Origin of the sequence: Streptomyces sp. NPDC059785, from assembly GCF_042732375.1 — a bacterium.
GTDB lineage: Bacteria > Actinomycetota > Actinomycetes > Streptomycetales > Streptomycetaceae > Streptomyces.
The window spans coordinates 19458-34851 of record NZ_JBHWHV010000011.1 but is presented as its reverse complement, the minus strand read 5'-3'; the positions used below and the strand labels follow the sequence as shown (position 1 = coordinate 34851).

The following is a 15394-nucleotide window of genomic DNA, read 5'->3' as shown; positions in this document are numbered from 1 at the left end:
TCTCAGACCCCGCCGACAGTCCCGCCCACGGTCCTGACGTCCGCCACGGCTTCCGCCCGGTGTCCGTCGCGAGTCCCGACCGTGACCGCTTCGGGACCTGATCCGGCGCACGTCCCGGGCCGGCCCGGCGTCCAAGGAGCGTCAGTCGACGCGAGACCGGGGGATGCCCACATGCAGACGAAGACTCACCGTTCGACACGGCCCGTCCAGGCGCTGGCCGGGGTACTGCTCGCCGCCGCCCTCGCGCTGGCGGGGTGCAGCGCGGGCGGCGACAGCGGCGAGGCGAGCGGGGCCGCCGACAAGGCCGCCGCCCCGGGCGACGCGAAGGGCGCCGCCGGCGCCGCCGCGGACGACTCGGGCGGCAAGAGGGCCACCGCACCGCCGAAGATCTCCCCGGGCAACGTCATCCGCACCGCCGCACTGTCCGTACGCGTGGGCGACGTCCCCGGGGCACTGGCCGACGCCCGCACCACGGCCGAGGACGCGGGCGGTTACGTCGGCCAGGAGACCACCACCCGGGACGACCGGGGCCACGAGCGCACCCGCGTGGTGCTGCGCGTGCCGACCGAACGGTACGACGAGGTGCTCGCCGAGCTGGAGGGTTCAGGCCGGCTCCTGGAGCGCACGGCGAAGGCGGAGGACGTCACCGACCAGGTGGTCGACGTGGAGAGCCGCGTCAAGTCGCAGCGGGCCAGCGTCGCCCGGATCCGGGAGCTGATGGACCGGGCCGCCAAGCTCGCCGACGTGGTCACCCTGGAGGGCGAACTGAGGAGCCGTCAGGCCGACTTGGAGTCGCTGCTCGCCCAGCAGGCGTCGCTGAAGGACCGCACCGCCCTGGCCACGATCACGCTGACCCTGTCCGAGGCCCCGGCGAAGCGGGCGGCGGACGACGATGCGGACCCGGGCTTCGTGGACGCGCTCGCGGGCGGCTGGCACGCCTTCGTCACGATGCTGCGCTGGCTCGCGGTGGCGCTCGGCGCGGTACTGCCGTTCGCCGCGCTCGCCGCCGTGCTCGCCCTGGTGTGGGTACGCCTCGCCCGCATCAGGTCCGCACGCCGTCCGGTCCCCGCACCCGCCGCGACCCCGGTCCCCGCGCGCGCGGGAGGCGGGGATCACACGGAAAGCGGTGATCGCGCGACCGGCGGCGGTGGCGAGGACGGTCGATGACCAGGACCGCCGTAGCGTGTCCGCATGAGCATGCACTCGGGAGACGCGGGACACGCGAAAGACGTGGGCGCCGCGAGAGAACGGCTGGTCGTGATCGGCGGCGACGCGGCGGGGATGTCCGCCGCGTCGCAGGCGCGCCGGCTGCGGGACCCCGGCGAGCTGGAGATCGTGGCCTTCGAGCGGGGCGGCTTCGCCTCGTACTCGGCGTGCGGGATCCCGTACTGGGTGGGCGGCGACGTCGACGCGCTGGACCGGCTGGTCGCGCGGACCCCGCAGGAGCACCGCGAGCGCGCCATCGACCTGCGGATGCGCACGGAGGTCGTGGCGATCGACACCGGGGGCTCCCGCGTCCGCTCCCGCGATCTGGATTCGGGGACCGAGGAGTGGACGGCGTACGACAAGCTCGTGATCGCGACGGGCGCCCGGCCGATCCGCCCGGACATGCCCGGCATCGACGCGCCGGGCGTGCACGGCGTGCAGACCCTGGACGACGGCCGGGCGCTGCTTCAGACGCTGCACTCGACCGAGGGGCGCCGCGCGGTGGTCGTCGGCGCGGGCTACATCGGCGTCGAGATGGCCGAGGCGCTGATCCGCCGCGGGTACGAGGTGACGGTCGTCAACCGCGGCGAGGAACCGATGTCCACGCTCGATGCGGACATGGGCCGCCTGGTGCACACGGCGATGGAGGGCATGGGCATCGCCATGGTGAACCGTGCCGAGGTCACCGGAATCCGCACCGGCGGCGACGGCCGGGTCCGCGCGGTCGTCACCGAGGACGCCGAGTACCCCGCGGACGTCGTCGTCCTCGGCCTCGGCGTACGCCCGGAGACCGGCCTCGCCGAGGCGGCAGGGCTGCCGCTCGGCGAGTCGGGCGGCCTCCTCACCGATCTGGCGATGCGGGTGCGCGGCCACGAGAACATCTGGGCGGGCGGTGACTGCGTGGAGGTCCTCGACCTGGTCTCGGGCCGCGAGCGGCACATTCCGCTCGGCACGCACGCCAACAAGCACGGGCAGATCATCGGCAGCAACGTGGGCGGCGGTTACGCCACGTTCCCCGGTGTCGTGGGCACGGCGGTGAGCAAGGTCTGCGAGCTGGAGATCGCCCGGACGGGACTGCGCGAGAAGGACGCGCGCCGGGTGGGGCTCCAGTACAAAACGGTCACGGTCGAGTCGACCAGCCGCGCGGGCTATTACCCCGAGGCGGCGCCGATGACCGTGAAGATGCTGGCCGAACGCCGTACCGGGCGCCTCCTCGGCGTGCAGATCGTCGGCCGCGAGGGCGCGGGCAAGCGCGTCGACATCGGCGCGGTGGCGCTGACCGCGGGCATGACGGTGGAACAGATGACGGCCCTGGACCTGGGCTACGCGCCGCCGTTCTCCCCGGTCTGGGACCCGGTCCTGGTGGCGGCCCGCAAGGCGACGGCGGCCATACGCGCACAGGGCGCCTGACCGGACCGGCGAGCGGGCCCGCTCACGCGCTCTCGTGGCCGTTCGCCGTCCCGTTGATCCGGTCGATGGCCTGGCGGGCCTGCTCGGCGGGCGGCCGCGCGGGGAAGGAGGACACCGACCCGGCGCCGGCGGTGACGGCGGCGGGCTGCGCACCGGCCGGCTTCGCGTGGGCGGCGGTACGGGAGGACCGCAGCCGGTGGCTGACGGCCTCGTCGAGCGTCACCGGCCGCTGTAGCCGCGCGGCGAGCCGGCCGGCCTCCTGGCCGAGCGCCGCGACGTCCTCCCAGGGCAGGTGCAGCACGACGGCGATCTCCGCCTCGCCGTCCGGCAGGGCGTGCATCGCAGGAGTGACCCGTTCGTTCATCGCCTGTCTCCCCTGATCTCACGTGTTCCTCGCGTCACGGCTGCCCCGCACCGCGAGCGGTTGAGAAGACATACGCGTGCGGGCCGGGCGGCGTTCACCGGTTCGGATCGCGTTCCGGGGGCACTGGTTCCCCGTGGTCATCCCCGTCCATGACGTGAACCCGGCGCGCCGCACGCCCTACGTGACGTACGCGCTGCTCGCCGCCAACGTGCTGGTCTTCCTGCTCACGCCGGGCACCGCCGGATCGCTGACGGGCGACGCGGGCGGACTGCCGCAGCTCTGCCGCCTCCAGGCGTTCCTGGACCACTGGGCGGCGGTGCCGCAGGAACTGATCCACCATCAGGTGCCGCGGCTGGTGCCGACGGGCGCCACCGGGCTCGGCCCGCACGGCCCCGGCTGCGTGCTGGGCCCGCCGGACTACGACAAGTCACCGCCGCTGTCGGTGCTGACGTCGATGTTCCTGCACGGGAGCTGGGTGCACCTGCTCGGCAACATGCTCTTCCTGCTGATCTTCGGCAACAACATCGAGGACCGCCTCGGGCACGTGCGGTACGCCCTGTTCTACCTCGTGTGCGGCTACGCGGCGGCGTACGGCTTCGCGCTGCTCAACGACGGCTCGGCCGACCCGCTGATCGGCGCGTCGGGCGCCATCGCGGGAGTCCTCGGCGCCTATCTGGTCCTGTATCCGAGGGCCAGGGTCTGGGTCCTGGTCCCGTTCCTCGTCTTCCTGCCGCTGCGGCTGCCGGCCTGGATCGTGCTGGGCTTCTGGTTCGCGCTCCAGGCGGTGTACTCGTCGGGCGGCGGCCTCTCCGGCGCGGGAACCGTGGCGTACGCCGCCCACGTGGCCGGTTTCCTGGTCGGCATGGTGCTTGCCTGGCCGCTGCGCCGGGGCACCCCGCCCCCGCCGGAGCCGCCCCGCCTGCTGTGGGGCAGGCGGGCCCGGCACGCGTGAGGAACCGTCAGCGGGCGGTGCGGGTGTGGACGTACTCGACGAGGCGGGTGAGGGCGTCCGGGTCGGTGGTGGGCAGGACGCCGTGGCCGAGGTTGAAGACGTGGCCCTCGAGTCCGGCGGCGGCGTCGAGCACCTCGCGGGCCTTGGCCTCGACGGCCTCGGGCGTGGAGAACAGCACGGCCGGGTCGATATTGCCCTGGAGCGCCTTGCCGGGGCCGACCCGGCGGGCGGCCTCGTCGAGCGGGACGCGCCAGTCGACGCCCACGACGTCCGCGCCGGCCTCGCCCATGAGACCGAGCAGCTCACCGGTGCCGACGCCGAAGTGGATGCGCGGGACGCCGTACTCCGCGACCGCGTCGAAGACCTTGGCGGAGGCGGGCATCACCGAGCGCCGGTAGTCGGCGGGGGCGAGCGCGCCGACCCAGGAGTCGAAGAGCTGGACGGCGCTGGCCCCGGCCTCGATCTGCACCTTCAGGAACGCGGAGGTGATCCCCGCGAGCCGGTCGAGCAGGTCGGCCCAGAGCTGCGGGTCGCCGTACATGAGCGCCTTGGTGTGCTCGTGGTTCTTGGACGGGCCGCCCTCCACGAGGTAGCTCGCGAGGGTGAAAGGGGCGCCCGCGAAACCGATGAGCGGGGTCTCGCCCAGCTCGGCCGTCAGCAGCTTGATCGCCTCGGTGACGTACCAGACGTCGTCCGGGGTCAGCTCGCGCAGCCGGTCCAGGTCGGCGCGGGTGCGGATCGGGCTGGCGACGACCGGGCCGACGCCCGGCTTGATGTCCAGGTCGACGCCGATCGCCTTCAGCGGTACGACGATGTCGCTGAAGTAGATCGCCGCGTCCACCTTGTGCCGGCGGACCGGCTGGAGGGTGATCTCGGCGACCAGCTCGGGCCGCATGCAGGACTCCAGCATGGGGATGCCCTCGCGCACCTTGAGGTACTCGGGCAGCGAGCGTCCGGCCTGCCGCATGAACCACACGGGCGTGTGCGGCACGGGCTCGCGCCTGCACGCCTTCAGGAAAGCGGACTCGTACGTGGCTGTCGGCTGCGGGCCCGAGGGGCGGCGATCGTTGGCACTCACGACGGAAAGTGTCGCACGCTCCCGAGGACTCACCGCCCCGGCCTCGGCCGTCCCACGGGGGCGCGTACGCGCGGCGCGATACGCGCAGCGCAATACGGACAGTGGTCCCGCGCACGGGTGTCTTCCCTGCACGGAGCCGCGGTTCCCCTTAATCTTCCCCGCATGGCTGCGGCTCAGGGACGACTGTCGGACGGCGCTGGCGGAATGGACGACGCGAAGGAGGGGGACCGGAGTGCTATGGACACCGCTCCGCTGCCCTTCCGGGCCGCCGTCGAGGCGCTGAGAGGCGCGCGGCTGCGGCCGGAGATCGAGATCGACCCGACCCGCCCGCCGCAGCGCCTGGCCCCGTACGCGTACGCGCTGGAGGCCGCGGTCGTCGACGGCGACGAGGACCTGGCCGACGGACGGCTGATCCTGCTGCACGACCCGGCCGGGCACGACGCCTGGCAGGGCTCCTTCCGGCTGGTGACCCTGGTCCGCGCGGAACTGGAGCCGGAGATGGCGGCCGACCCGCTGCTGCCCGAGGTGAGCTGGTCGTGGCTGACGGGCGCGCTCCAGGCCAGGGGCCTGTCGTGCGGGGAGCCGAGCGGCACGGTCACCCGGGCCGGATCGCACTACTTCGGCGGCCTCGCCGAGCGCCCGGCCGCCAACCAGATCGAGATCCGCGCGTCGTGGACCCCCCGGGAGGGCCTGGGCGGAGTGCCGGACACCGCCGCGCACCTGGCCGCCTGGTGCGACCTGCTGTGCCAGATCGCGGGCCTCCCCCCGGCCACCGCCGACCCGTCGGTGGTCACCCTCCCCCAGCGCCGGGGCCCCCACCCCCGCTGAAGCCGCTTCCCTCCTCCCTCCCGGAGCCGCTCACCGCCGACTCATTGCTATCCCTTTGTCGATACGGCCACTTTCGAGCGCACGCGAACGCGAAACGACTCGGTTCGATCTTCGGCTGATCGATCGCGCGTCCGAATTGCACGGATTGTTACTCACTAAATCGTGATCATTCTCTAAAGGCGGACGTGATTGGTGCCGAAGACGTCTGTGACCTTGAAAAGCACGGTCCGCCCGGCTCCATCCCCACAGCCGGTCCCCCGTCCCCACATCCCAGGAGGCCTGGTGTCCGTTCTCCTTGAGCAGCCCGCAAGCCTGGTCGCCTACCGCCCGAACAAACCGACCGCCATGGTGGTCGTGGCAGACCCACGGGTCCGTTCCACCGTCACACGCCATCTGTGGGCGCTCGGAGTGCGCGACGTCATCGAGGCGTCGTCCGTCGCGGAGGCCCGTCCCCGAATCGGCAACCCGCGCGACATCTGTGTCGCCGACGTCCACCTGCCCGACGGCAGCGGGCTCACCCTGCTGTCCGAGACCCGAGCCGCGGGCTGGCCCAACGGCCTCGCCCTCTCCGCCGCCGACGACATCGGCGCCGTGCGCAACGCCCTCGCGGGCGGTGTCAAGGGATACGTCGTCACCGGCACCCGGACCAACCTGGGCCTGCCCAGCCGCCCCGGCGCCGGCCACCTCGGCGCCGCCTCCCGCATGCACCGCCGCCCCCCGGGTGCCCCGAGCCACCCGGGCGGCTACCGCGAGCTGTCGGGCCGCGAGGTAGAGGTACTGCGCCTGGTCGCCGAGGGCCAGTCGAACAAGGCCATCGGCGTCTCGATGGGCCTGTCCGCCCTGACCGTCAAGAGCCACCTCGCCCGCATCGCCCGCAAACTGGGCACGGGCGACCGCGCAGGCATGGTGGCAGTGGCCCTGCGCACGGGCATCATCCACTGACCCCCTGCCCGACCACCCGCGCCCGGACAACACCCGCACCCGGATGTGGCACCCGCACCGGATCCGGTTATGGCACCCCCGCGGCGCCGCGGCCGCGCACGCACGGAAGGGGCCGTGCCGGTACATCACATGCCCGTCGATGACGTGGTCGCACACCAGCAGAACCATCCTGACCGCCGGAGGTGACCGCGGCAGCGACGGGCGGATGTACCGGCGCGGCCCCGACCCCCCTCCGGCCGCACGCGCCCGGACGCGCCCGCGAGACGCGCCCACCCGCGCCCCACACCCCCGCGCCCCCACCCGTTCACCGGATCTTTCACCGCCCTGACTGGTTTACGCCCCTCACGCGCCCGTCGACGGAACGTTCCGTCGACGGGCGTAGTCCATACACAGATACCCTTGACAGGTGACCGACGCCCAAGAGACCGCAGCAGACAGCTCACTGCGAACCACCGGAGGCGCCCCTCCGGACGACGGCGGATCCTCTTCAGGGGTGCCGATCCCGTTGCTGGAGCCCCGCGAGGGCATCCCGCCGGTGACCGCCGACGAGACCGCGCTCGCCGAGGTCATCGCCGCCTTCGCCGCCGGCACCGGCCCCGTCGCCGTGGACGCGGAACGCGCCTCCGGCTACCGCTACGGACAGCGCGCCTACCTCGTACAGCTCCGCCGCGCGGGCGCGGGGACCGCACTGATCGACCCCGTGGCCTGCCCCGACCTGTCCGGCCTCGGCGCGGCGCTGGCAGGCGCCGAGTGGGATCTGCACGCCGCCACCCAGGACCTCCCGTGCCTGCGCGAAATAGGCATGCTCCCCACCCGCCTCTTCGACACCGAGCTGGCGGGGCGGCTCGCCGGGTTCCCCCGGGTCGGCCTCGGCGCGATGGTCGAGAGCGTCCTGGGCTTCGTACTGGAGAAGGGGCACTCCGCCGTCGACTGGTCGACGCGCCCGCTGCCCGAGCCCTGGCTGCGCTACGCCGCGCTCGACGTCGAGCTCCTGGTCGACCTGCGGGACGAGCTGGAGACCGAGCTGGACCGGCAGGGCAAGCTGGAGTGGGCCCGGCAGGAGTTCGCCGCGATCGCCGCGGCCGAGCCGCCCCCGCCGCGCAAGGACCCCTGGCGCCGCACCTCCGGCATGCACAAGGTGCGCCGCCGCCGGCAGATGGCCGTCGTACGGGAGCTGTGGCAGACCCGCGACCGCATCGCGCAGCGCCGGGACGTCTCGCCGGGCAAGGTCCTCGGGGACGCGGCGATCGTCGAGGCCGCGCTCGCACTGCCGCCCAACGCGCACGCGCTGGCCGGACTGCACGGCTTCGGGCACCGTATGGGCCGCAGGCAGCTGGAGCAGTGGCAGGCCGCGGTGGACCGCGCGCGAGCGCTGCCGGAGTCCGAGCTGCCGCAGCCGGGACAGCCGGTCACCGGCCCTCCGCCGCCGCGCGCCTGGGCCGACAAGGACCCCGCGGCCGCGGCCCGGCTCTCCGCCGCGCGCACCGCGGTGTCGGCGCTGGCCGAGCGGCTGAACATGCCGCAGGAGAACCTGGTCGCGCCGGACACGGTGCGCCGGGTCTGCTGGGAGCCGCCGACGGCGCCGGACGCGGAGTCGGTAGCGGCGGCGCTCGCCGGCCACGGGGCGCGCCCCTGGCAGGTCGAGCTGGTGACGCCCGTACTGGTGACGGCGCTGCGGACAGGCACCGCGAAGCCCTGAGCGGCCCCCTCCCGCACCACCCGTCACCCGGTCACTTGGTAGCCCCCCGGGTGAACCCGTTGTAGATGAACCGCTGGAGGAACAGGAAGACGATCAGGGTCGGCACGATGACCAGCACCGCTCCGGCCGAGATCGTCTCCCAGTGCGCCCCGAAGGGCCCCTTGAAGCGGAACAGGGACGTCGAGATCACGCCAAGATCCTCGGACGGCATGTACAGGAACGGGATGTAGAAGTCGTTGTAGACGGTGATGCCCTTGACGATCACCACCGTCGCGATCGCGGGCTTCAGCAGCGGGAAAATGATCTTCCAGTAGACGGTCCAGGTACTCGCGCCGTCCAGCCGCGCCGACTCGTCCAGCGAGACCGGAATGGACCGGACGAACTGAAGGAAGATGTAGATCGAGACGATGTCGGTGCCCGTGTAGAGCGCGATCGGCGCCCAGCGGCTGTCGAACATGCCGAAGCTGTTGACGATCTGGAAGGTCGCGACCTGGGTGGTCACGCCCGGCACGAGCGTGGCGATCAGGAAGAGCGCGACCACCAGCTTCTTCATGCGGAAGGCGAACCGGTCGATCGCGTACGCGGCCATCGACCCGATGACGACCGTGCCGCCGACGGCGAAGAGCAGGATGAAGGCGGTGTTGCCGAACGCCGTCAGCATGCGGCCGTCCTGGAAGGCGGTCGCGTAGTTGTGGAAGTTGAGCAGGTCGTCCGGGAGTGAGAGCGCCCCGCTGTCGTCCGCCATCTCCTCGGGCGTCTTGAGCGAGGTGAGCAGCACGACGGTGAGCGGCAGCAGCACGACGACGGCCGCCACGACCAGCGACAGCTGCACCAGCAGCCGGAACACGACACGGCGTGTCATACGAGATCCGCCTCCTCCTCCGGAACAAGGCGCCGCTGTACCCACGTCACCGCCAGGATGATGAGCAGCAGCACGACGGCCGCCGCCGAGGCCAGCCCCGTCTTGTTGAACTGGAAGGCCAGCTTCACGGTCTGGATCACGAACGTCTCGGTGCCGGTCGCGCCGCCGGTCATGATGAACGGCACCTCGAAGGCGGACAGCGAGCCGGAGACCGACAGGATCACGGTGAGGCTGAGCACGGGCCGGATGCCGGGCGCGATGATGTACCGGAACTGCTGCCACCGGTTGGCCCCGTCCAGCTCCGCGGCCTCGTACAGCTCGCCCGGGACGGCCTGGATGGCGCCCAGGAACAGGACGAAGTTCAGGCCCAGGTAGCGCCAGACGGAGACGCCGGCGAGGGAGACGTTCGCGGAGACGGAGGTGCCGAGCCAGGCCCGGTCGGGTTCGGCGCCGAACAGGCCGAGCAGCGAGTCGAGGGTGCCGCCGTCCTGGAAGAAGTAGAGAAAAACGAACCCGATCGCGACCCCGTTGATCAGGTAGGGAAAGAACAGAACACCCTTGTAGAAGTTACGGAACCGCACGTTGAAGCTCAGCACCGTCGCGAAGTACAGCGCCAGAACGATCTGCACCGCGGACGCGGCGAGGTAGTAGCCGCTGACGAAGAAGACCTGGAACAGCTCGGGCCGGGTGAAGAGCTCGACGTAGTTCTCGGTGCCCGTGTAATGCAGCTCGGGGCTGACGCCGTCCCAGTCGGTGAAGCTGTACGCGACCATGTTGGCGACCGGCGCGTAGGTGAAGGTGATCAGCAGGGCGAGCGGGACGGCGAGGAAGAGCCAGGGCGTGAGGACCCGCCACAGCCGCACCTTGCGCGGCGCCCGGCCGGTCCGGACGGGCGGCGCGGCCACCGGGGGCCGCGCCACCTTCTCGGTGGTGTCCGTCATCAGGACCCCGCAGACTTGTCGACGGTGTCCGTCATCAGGACCCCGCGGCCCGCACGGACTTCTGTGCCTCGCTCCAGCGCTCGCCCAGGTCCGCGAGGAAGTCGTCGAGGCCGCCCTTCTTGGCGCCGCGCGCGAGGTCGACCAGGTCCTGGCGGTAGTCGGGCTTGTAGATGCCGACCTCGGACTCGTTGTCGATCTCCTTGACCGTGCCGCCCTGGCTGTCGTCGAGGTCGAGGAACTTCACCCCGGCGTCCTCGTACGGCTTCAGTACGTCGGGCAGGGGCGCGTCCTGGAGCGGGGAGAGGGCGAGGTTGTCCGCGGCGTAGCCGGACTTGTCGGTGAACCAGTCGATCCAGGCGCGGGCCGCATCCTTGTGGTCGGAGTGGATGTTGACGGCCTGGTTGTAGTCGGGCGAGAGGGTGGCGCAGAACTTGCCGCCGGTCTGGGCGGGGAAGGGCATGAAGCCGATGTCGGCGGGGTCGGTGCCGGCCTTCTGCGCGGCGTCCCGGAACTGGGTGACCGCCCAGGAGCCGAGCCACATGGTGGCGATCTCGCCCTTCGCCAGCTTGGGCTTGGAGCCTTCCCAGTTGGTGGTGGACGGGTCCTTCTCGATCAGCCCCTGGTGCACGATGTCGTAGAGGAGCTGGTCGCCGACGCGCAGGTCCGCGCCCTTGGCCCAGGGGTCGCCCTCGGCCAGCTTCGTGGTCGCCTCGGTGGTGCAGCCGATCGAGCCGTTGACGTAGGTCCAGTGGGACAGCGGCCACATGTCCTTGAAGTTGGTGTAGTACGGCGTGGCGTCGGTCTTCGACTTGATCGCCTTGAGATCGGTGAGGAACTCGGCGGGCGTGGTGGGCCAGTCGGTGACGCCGGCCTCCTGCCACACTCTCTTGTTGTAGAGGAAGCCGGGGACGGTCCCGAGCGGGCTCTGGCCGTAGACCTTGCCGCCGACGGCGGTGTAGCCGGTGAAGCGGTACTTCTTGGCGCGCTCGCTCTGAGTGCCGAGGGACGCGAAGAACTTCGGGTAGTCGTTCTTCTTGATCACGCCGGGGATCATCAGGACGTCGCCGTAGTTCTCGGTGTTCATCCGGATCTTGACCTCGCCCTCGTAGTCCGTGAGGGCCTCGAACTCGACCTTGACCTTGGGATAGGTCTTGTTGAACGCGGCGGCGTACTTTTTCATCGTGCCGTCCTGCACGAGGTCGGTGCGGTGGGTGAGGACCTTGATGGTCCCGGACACCTTGGCGGGATCGTCGGGGGCCTCGGCGTCCGCGCCCTTCGACGTGCCTCCGCTCCCGGTGCAGCCGGCGGCCAGCAGGGTCGCGGCGAGCAGTGTTCCGGCGAACGACTTGCGACGGTTCATCTGCACCAGCTCCGTATCCGTCGGTTGGCTGGTTCGGCACTCTGGCAGTGGTCACTGAACCGGTAAAGTCCTAATCCCGCCAACGATGTCTCTTGCGACCGCGACCTCAAGTCCGCATATTTCTCAACCGGTTTAGCAGTGAGGAGTGCGCATGCTCGACGTCACACCGCTCACCGAGGGATGGACCTTGCGGCACGACGGGGCCGCGCTGCCGGCCGCCGTGCCGGGCTGTGTGCACACCGACCTGCTGGCGGCGGGGGTGATCCCGGACCCGTTCCTCGGCCGGAACGAGACCGAGGTGGCGTGGGTGGGCCGGCGCGACTGGACCTACGGCACCGAGCTGCCCGCCCCCTCGCGGCACGAGGGGCATGAAGGGCACGAGGGGCACGGGGAACGCGAAGGACACGAGCGGACGGACCTGGTCTTCGACGGGCTCGACACCGCGGCCGAGATCCTGCTCGACGGCCGGCCCCTGGGCTCCGTACGTAACATGCACCGCTCGTACCGCTTCGACGTCACCGGCCGCTCGGGCCCGCTGTCGGTGCGGTTCACCTCCGCCTACACCGCGGCCGAGGCGGTGCGCGAGCGGCTGGGCGAGCGCCCGAACGCGTACCCCGAACCCTTCCAGTACCTGCGGAAGATGGCCTGCTCCTTCGGCTGGGACTGGGGGCCGACCCTGGTCACGGCCGGGATCTGGCGGCCGGTGCGGCTGGAGCACTGGTCGACGGCGCGGATCGCCCGGGTGCGGCCCCTCGTCACCGTCGAGGACGGCGTGGGCCGCGTCGAGCTGGCCGTCGACGTCGAGCGCACCCGTGCCGGGGCGGAACTCGCCGTCGAGGCGCGCGTCGGCGGGGTGCGGGCGGGCGCCCGGATCGACGGCACGAGCGGCACGGTGGTCCTGCGGATCCCGGACGCGGAGCTGTGGTGGCCGCACGGCTACGGCGAACAGCCGCTGTATGAGGTCGAGTTGACGCTCACCGACGGGCGGGCGCCGCTCGACACGTGGCGCCGCCGCATCGGCTTCCGCACCGTCGAACTGGACCGGAGCGCGGACGTCCACGGCACCGGCTTCACCCTCGTGGTGAACGGCGTACGGCTCTTCGCGCGCGGCGTCAACTGGATCCCCGACGACGTCTTCCCGTCCCGCGTCACCCCCGGGCGCTACCGCGACCGGCTCACCCGCGCCGCCGAGGCGGGCGTCGACCTCGTACGGATCTGGGGCGGCGGGATCTACGAGAGCGAGGACTTCTACGACGTCTGCGACAAGCTGGGCCTCATGGTCTGGCAGGACTTCCCGTTCGCCTGCGCCGCCTACCCCGAGGAGCAGCCGCTGCGCGGCGAGGTGGAGGCCGAGGCCCGGGAGAACGTCGTGCGGCTGATGCCGCACGCCTCGCTCGTGCTGTGGAACGGCAACAACGAGAACCTGTGGGGTTTCCGCGACTGGCACTGGGAGTCGCGGCTCGGCGGGGACTCCTGGGGCGAGGGCTACTACCTCGGGCTGCTGCCGCGGATCGTCGCCGAGCTGGACCCGAGCAGGCCGTACACGGCAGGCAGCCCCTGGTCCGGGTCGTGGGACCACCATCCGAACGACCCGGCGCACGGCACCCACCACTCGTGGGAGGTGTGGAACCGGCGGGACTACGCGGACTACCGGCTGACCGTGCCCCGGTTCGTGGCCGAGTTCGGCTGGCAGGCGCCGCCCGCGTACGCGACGCTGCGCCGCGCCCTGCCCGGCGAGGCACTCGCCCCCGACTCCCCCGGTGTGCTGCACCACCAGAAGGCGGAGGACGGCAACGGCAAGCTGGCGCGCGGCCTCGAACCCCACTTCGCCCTGCCCGAGGGGGACTTCGACCGCTGGCACTACCTCACCCAGCTCAACCAGGCGCGGGCCGTCGCGGCCGGGATCGAGCACTGGCGGTCGCACTGGCCGGTGTGCGCGGGCACGGTCGTCTGGCAGCTCAACGACTGCTGGCCGGTGACCTCCTGGGCCGCGCTGGACGGGGACGGCCGGGCGAAACCGCTGTACCACGAGCTGAAGCGGCTGTACGCGGACCGGCTGCTGACGCTGGGCGAGCGGCCCGAGGGTCTGGTGCTGGCCGCCGTCAACCAGTCGGCGGCGGCCTGGGACGCCACGGTGACCCTGCGCCGGATGTCGGTCGCCGGCGACGTCCTCGCCGCCCGGGAGCTGACCGTCCCGGCCGCCGCCCGCGCGGTCGGCGTCCTGCGCGTGCCCGGGGAGCTGGAACCGGCGGGCCCGAAGGAGTTCCTGGTGGCGGACGCGGCCGCGGGAACAGAGACACTGAGGGCCGTGCACTTCCCCGTACCGGACCGCGAAGTGGCCTACCCCCGCCCGCACTTCGACGTGTCGGTCACCCCGGACGCGGTCACCGTCACCGCCCGCACCCTCGTACGCGACCTGCTGCTCCAGGCGGACCGGCTGGCCCCGGACGCCACGGCCGACACCGGGCGGGTGACGCTGCTGCCCGGGGAACAGGTGACCATCGGGGTGCGGGGCTGGAAGACTCCGGACGCGGAGACCGCCCGGACCGCCCTGTACTGCGTGGAGCCCGCCCGATGACAGCGGCGCCGGCCCCCCGCGTCACCATCAAGGACGTCGCGGCGCGCGCCGGGGTGTCCAAGGGAGCCGTGTCGCTCGCCTTCAACCGCAAGCCGGGTCTCTCGGACGCCACCCGCGACCGGATCTTCGCCGCCGCGCGGGAGCTGGGCTGGTCGCCGAACCCCACGGCGCGGTCGCTGGCCGGGCGGCGGGTCGACGTGGTCGGGCTGGCGGTCTGCCGCCCGGCCCGGCTGCTCGGCCTTGAGCCGTTCTACATGGAGTTCGTCTCCGGGGTGGAGAGCGTGCTGATCGAGCGGTCGTGCTCGCTGCTGCTGCGCCTGGTGCGCAGCCCGGAGGAGGAGGCGGGGCTCCAGGAGGACTGGTGGAAGGGGCGGCAGATCAGCGGCTCGATCCTGGTCGACTTCCGGGCGGACGACCCGCGGGTGGCCGCCGTCGAGCGGCTCGGGCTGCCCGCGGTGGCCGTCGGGCACCCCTCGCTCACCGGCGGCCTCACCTCGGTCTGGACCGACGACGCCACGGCCGTCACGGAGGCGGTGCGCTATCTCGGCGCGCTCGGGCACCGCAGGATCGCCCGGGTCGGCGGCGCGGCGGCGCTCGGGCACACCGCGATACGGGCCGCCGCGTTCGACGAGGCCGTGGGGTCGCTCGGGGCGTCCGGCGCGTGGCAGGTGGCCACCGACTTCTCCGGGGACGCGGGGGCGCGGGCCACCCGGTCGCTGCTGAGCGCGGCGCCGGAGGACCGGCCGACCGCGATCGTGTACGACAACGACATCATGGCCGTGGCGGGCCTCTCGGTCGCCGCCGAGATGGGCCTGAGCGTCCCCGGCGACGTCTCCCTCCTCGCCTGGGACGACTCCCAGCTGTGCCGGCTGACCCACCCGACGCTGTCCGCGATGAGCCACGACGTGCACGGCTTCGGCGCGGACGTGGCGCGGACGCTGTTCGGGGTGATCACGGGAGAGGGCCCGGGGTCGCATCCGGTGACGACGCCGGTACTTACCCCACGGGGCTCGACGGCACCTCCGCGCCCGCGGTGAGCACCGCCGCGGCGGGTGGATACGGTGTGACCTTCGCCGCTCCCCTCCCCGGGACTGGGCAGCATGGTTACCCGTAAGTAGCATGAGGGGTGAGCGCACGCTCAGGCGTGTGCGTCGCGCAGCAGTGCCACCCCGCA

13 protein-coding genes are annotated in these 15394 nt (G+C 72.2%); 8 read left to right on the top strand and 5 right to left on the bottom strand.

The window, feature by feature from the left end; all coding sequences use genetic code 11:
- Positions 1-171 precede the first annotated feature (171 nt).
- Complete coding sequence (locus ACFV6E_RS10990; RefSeq protein ID WP_385460595.1) at positions 172-1167, top strand: DUF4349 domain-containing protein; 996 nt, start codon at positions 172-174, stop codon at positions 1165-1167.
- Positions 1168-1191: 24 nt separating this feature from the next.
- The gene (locus tag ACFV6E_RS10985; RefSeq protein WP_385165267.1) at positions 1192-2616 is read left to right on the top strand and encodes an FAD-dependent oxidoreductase; all 1425 of its coding nucleotides are present in this window, start codon (positions 1192-1194) and stop codon (positions 2614-2616) included.
- 22 nt (positions 2617-2638) lie between these two features.
- On the opposite strand, the gene ACFV6E_RS10980 is transcribed toward ACFV6E_RS10985, so the two are convergent.
- Positions 2639-2980: a hypothetical protein gene (locus ACFV6E_RS10980; protein ID WP_385165269.1), complete on the bottom strand. Its 342-nt coding sequence runs from the start codon at positions 2978-2980 to the stop codon at positions 2639-2641.
- Positions 2981-3113: 133 nt separating this feature from the next.
- Here ACFV6E_RS10980 and ACFV6E_RS10975 point away from each other — a divergent pair, with 133 nt between their 5' ends.
- Positions 3114-3932 carry a rhomboid family intramembrane serine protease gene (locus ACFV6E_RS10975; RefSeq protein ID WP_385165272.1) on the top strand — a complete coding sequence of 273 codons (819 nt, stop codon included), beginning with the start codon at positions 3114-3116 and terminating at the stop codon, positions 3930-3932.
- Positions 3933-3939: 7 nt separating this feature from the next.
- On the opposite strand, the gene hemE is transcribed toward ACFV6E_RS10975, so the two are convergent.
- A complete protein-coding gene (hemE, locus tag ACFV6E_RS10970; protein WP_385165274.1) occupies positions 3940-5010 on the bottom strand; it encodes a uroporphyrinogen decarboxylase in 1071 nt (356 codons plus the stop codon).
- Between the two features lie 204 nt (positions 5011-5214).
- On the opposite strand from hemE, the gene ACFV6E_RS10965 reads away from it, so the two are divergent.
- The 3 genes from ACFV6E_RS10965 to ACFV6E_RS10955 all read left to right on the top strand — a co-directional run bounded on the left by ACFV6E_RS10965 (position 5215) and on the right by ACFV6E_RS10955 (position 8479).
- A complete protein-coding gene (locus ACFV6E_RS10965; protein WP_385165286.1) occupies positions 5215-5838 on the top strand; it encodes a DUF3000 domain-containing protein in 624 nt (207 codons plus the stop codon).
- A gap of 282 nt (positions 5839-6120) precedes the next feature.
- Positions 6121-6780: a LuxR C-terminal-related transcriptional regulator gene (locus ACFV6E_RS10960; RefSeq protein ID WP_385165276.1), complete on the top strand. Its 660-nt coding sequence runs from the start codon at positions 6121-6123 to the stop codon at positions 6778-6780.
- A gap of 406 nt (positions 6781-7186) precedes the next feature.
- On the top strand, positions 7187-8479 hold the full coding sequence (locus tag ACFV6E_RS10955; protein WP_385460591.1) for an HRDC domain-containing protein: 1293 nt from the start codon (positions 7187-7189) through the stop codon (positions 8477-8479).
- 31 nt (positions 8480-8510) lie between these two features.
- Here ACFV6E_RS10955 and ACFV6E_RS10950 read toward each other — a convergent pair whose 3' ends face one another.
- The 3 genes from ACFV6E_RS10950 to ACFV6E_RS10940 are packed head-to-tail and all read right to left on the bottom strand — an operon-like array spanning position 8511 to position 11642.
- The gene (locus tag ACFV6E_RS10950) at positions 8511-9341 is read right to left on the bottom strand and encodes a carbohydrate ABC transporter permease (RefSeq protein WP_385171162.1); all 831 of its coding nucleotides are present in this window, start codon (positions 9339-9341) and stop codon (positions 8511-8513) included.
- Positions 9338-10282 (bottom strand): carbohydrate ABC transporter permease, encoded by a 945-nt coding sequence (locus ACFV6E_RS10945; RefSeq protein ID WP_385171165.1) that lies wholly within the window; start codon positions 10280-10282, stop codon positions 9338-9340. Before ACFV6E_RS10945 ends, ACFV6E_RS10950 begins: the two co-directional genes overlap by 4 nt.
- Before the next feature lie 34 nt (positions 10283-10316).
- Positions 10317-11642: an extracellular solute-binding protein gene (locus ACFV6E_RS10940; protein ID WP_385171167.1), complete on the bottom strand. Its 1326-nt coding sequence runs from the start codon at positions 11640-11642 to the stop codon at positions 10317-10319.
- A 151-nt stretch (positions 11643-11793) separates the two neighbouring features.
- Here ACFV6E_RS10940 and ACFV6E_RS10935 point away from each other — a divergent pair, with 151 nt between their 5' ends.
- Positions 11794-14220, top strand: coding sequence for a glycoside hydrolase family 2 protein (locus ACFV6E_RS10935; RefSeq protein WP_385460588.1), 2427 nt, complete (start codon positions 11794-11796; stop codon positions 14218-14220).
- Positions 14217-15257 carry a LacI family DNA-binding transcriptional regulator gene (locus tag ACFV6E_RS10930; RefSeq protein ID WP_385171172.1) on the top strand — a complete coding sequence of 347 codons (1041 nt, stop codon included), beginning with the start codon at positions 14217-14219 and terminating at the stop codon, positions 15255-15257. Before ACFV6E_RS10935 ends, ACFV6E_RS10930 begins: the two co-directional genes overlap by 4 nt.
- Positions 15258-15394: the final 137 nt, after the last annotated feature.

Bases quoted from the DNA above. Each gene is read 5' to 3' on its own strand.
- ACFV6E_RS10990 (WP_385460595.1), top strand. From the start codon at position 172: ATGCAGACGAAGACTCACCGTTCGACACGGCCCGTCCAGGCGCTGGCC.
- ACFV6E_RS10985 (WP_385165267.1), top strand. From the start codon at position 1,192: ATGAGCATGCACTCGGGAGACGCGGGACACGCGAAAGACGTGGGCGCC.
- ACFV6E_RS10980 (WP_385165269.1), bottom strand. From the start codon at position 2,980: ATGAACGAACGGGTCACTCCTGCGATGCACGCCCTGCCGGACGGCGAG.
- ACFV6E_RS10965 (WP_385165286.1), top strand. From the start codon at position 5,215: ATGGACGACGCGAAGGAGGGGGACCGGAGTGCTATGGACACCGCTCCG.
- ACFV6E_RS10950 (WP_385171162.1), bottom strand. From the start codon at position 9,341: ATGACACGCCGTGTCGTGTTCCGGCTGCTGGTGCAGCTGTCGCTGGTC.
- ACFV6E_RS10945 (WP_385171165.1), bottom strand. From the start codon at position 10,282: ATGACGGACACCACCGAGAAGGTGGCGCGGCCCCCGGTGGCCGCGCCG.
- ACFV6E_RS10940 (WP_385171167.1), bottom strand. From the start codon at position 11,642: ATGAACCGTCGCAAGTCGTTCGCCGGAACACTGCTCGCCGCGACCCTG.
- ACFV6E_RS10935 (WP_385460588.1), top strand. From the start codon at position 11,794: ATGCTCGACGTCACACCGCTCACCGAGGGATGGACCTTGCGGCACGAC.
- ACFV6E_RS10930 (WP_385171172.1), top strand. From the start codon at position 14,217: ATGACAGCGGCGCCGGCCCCCCGCGTCACCATCAAGGACGTCGCGGCG.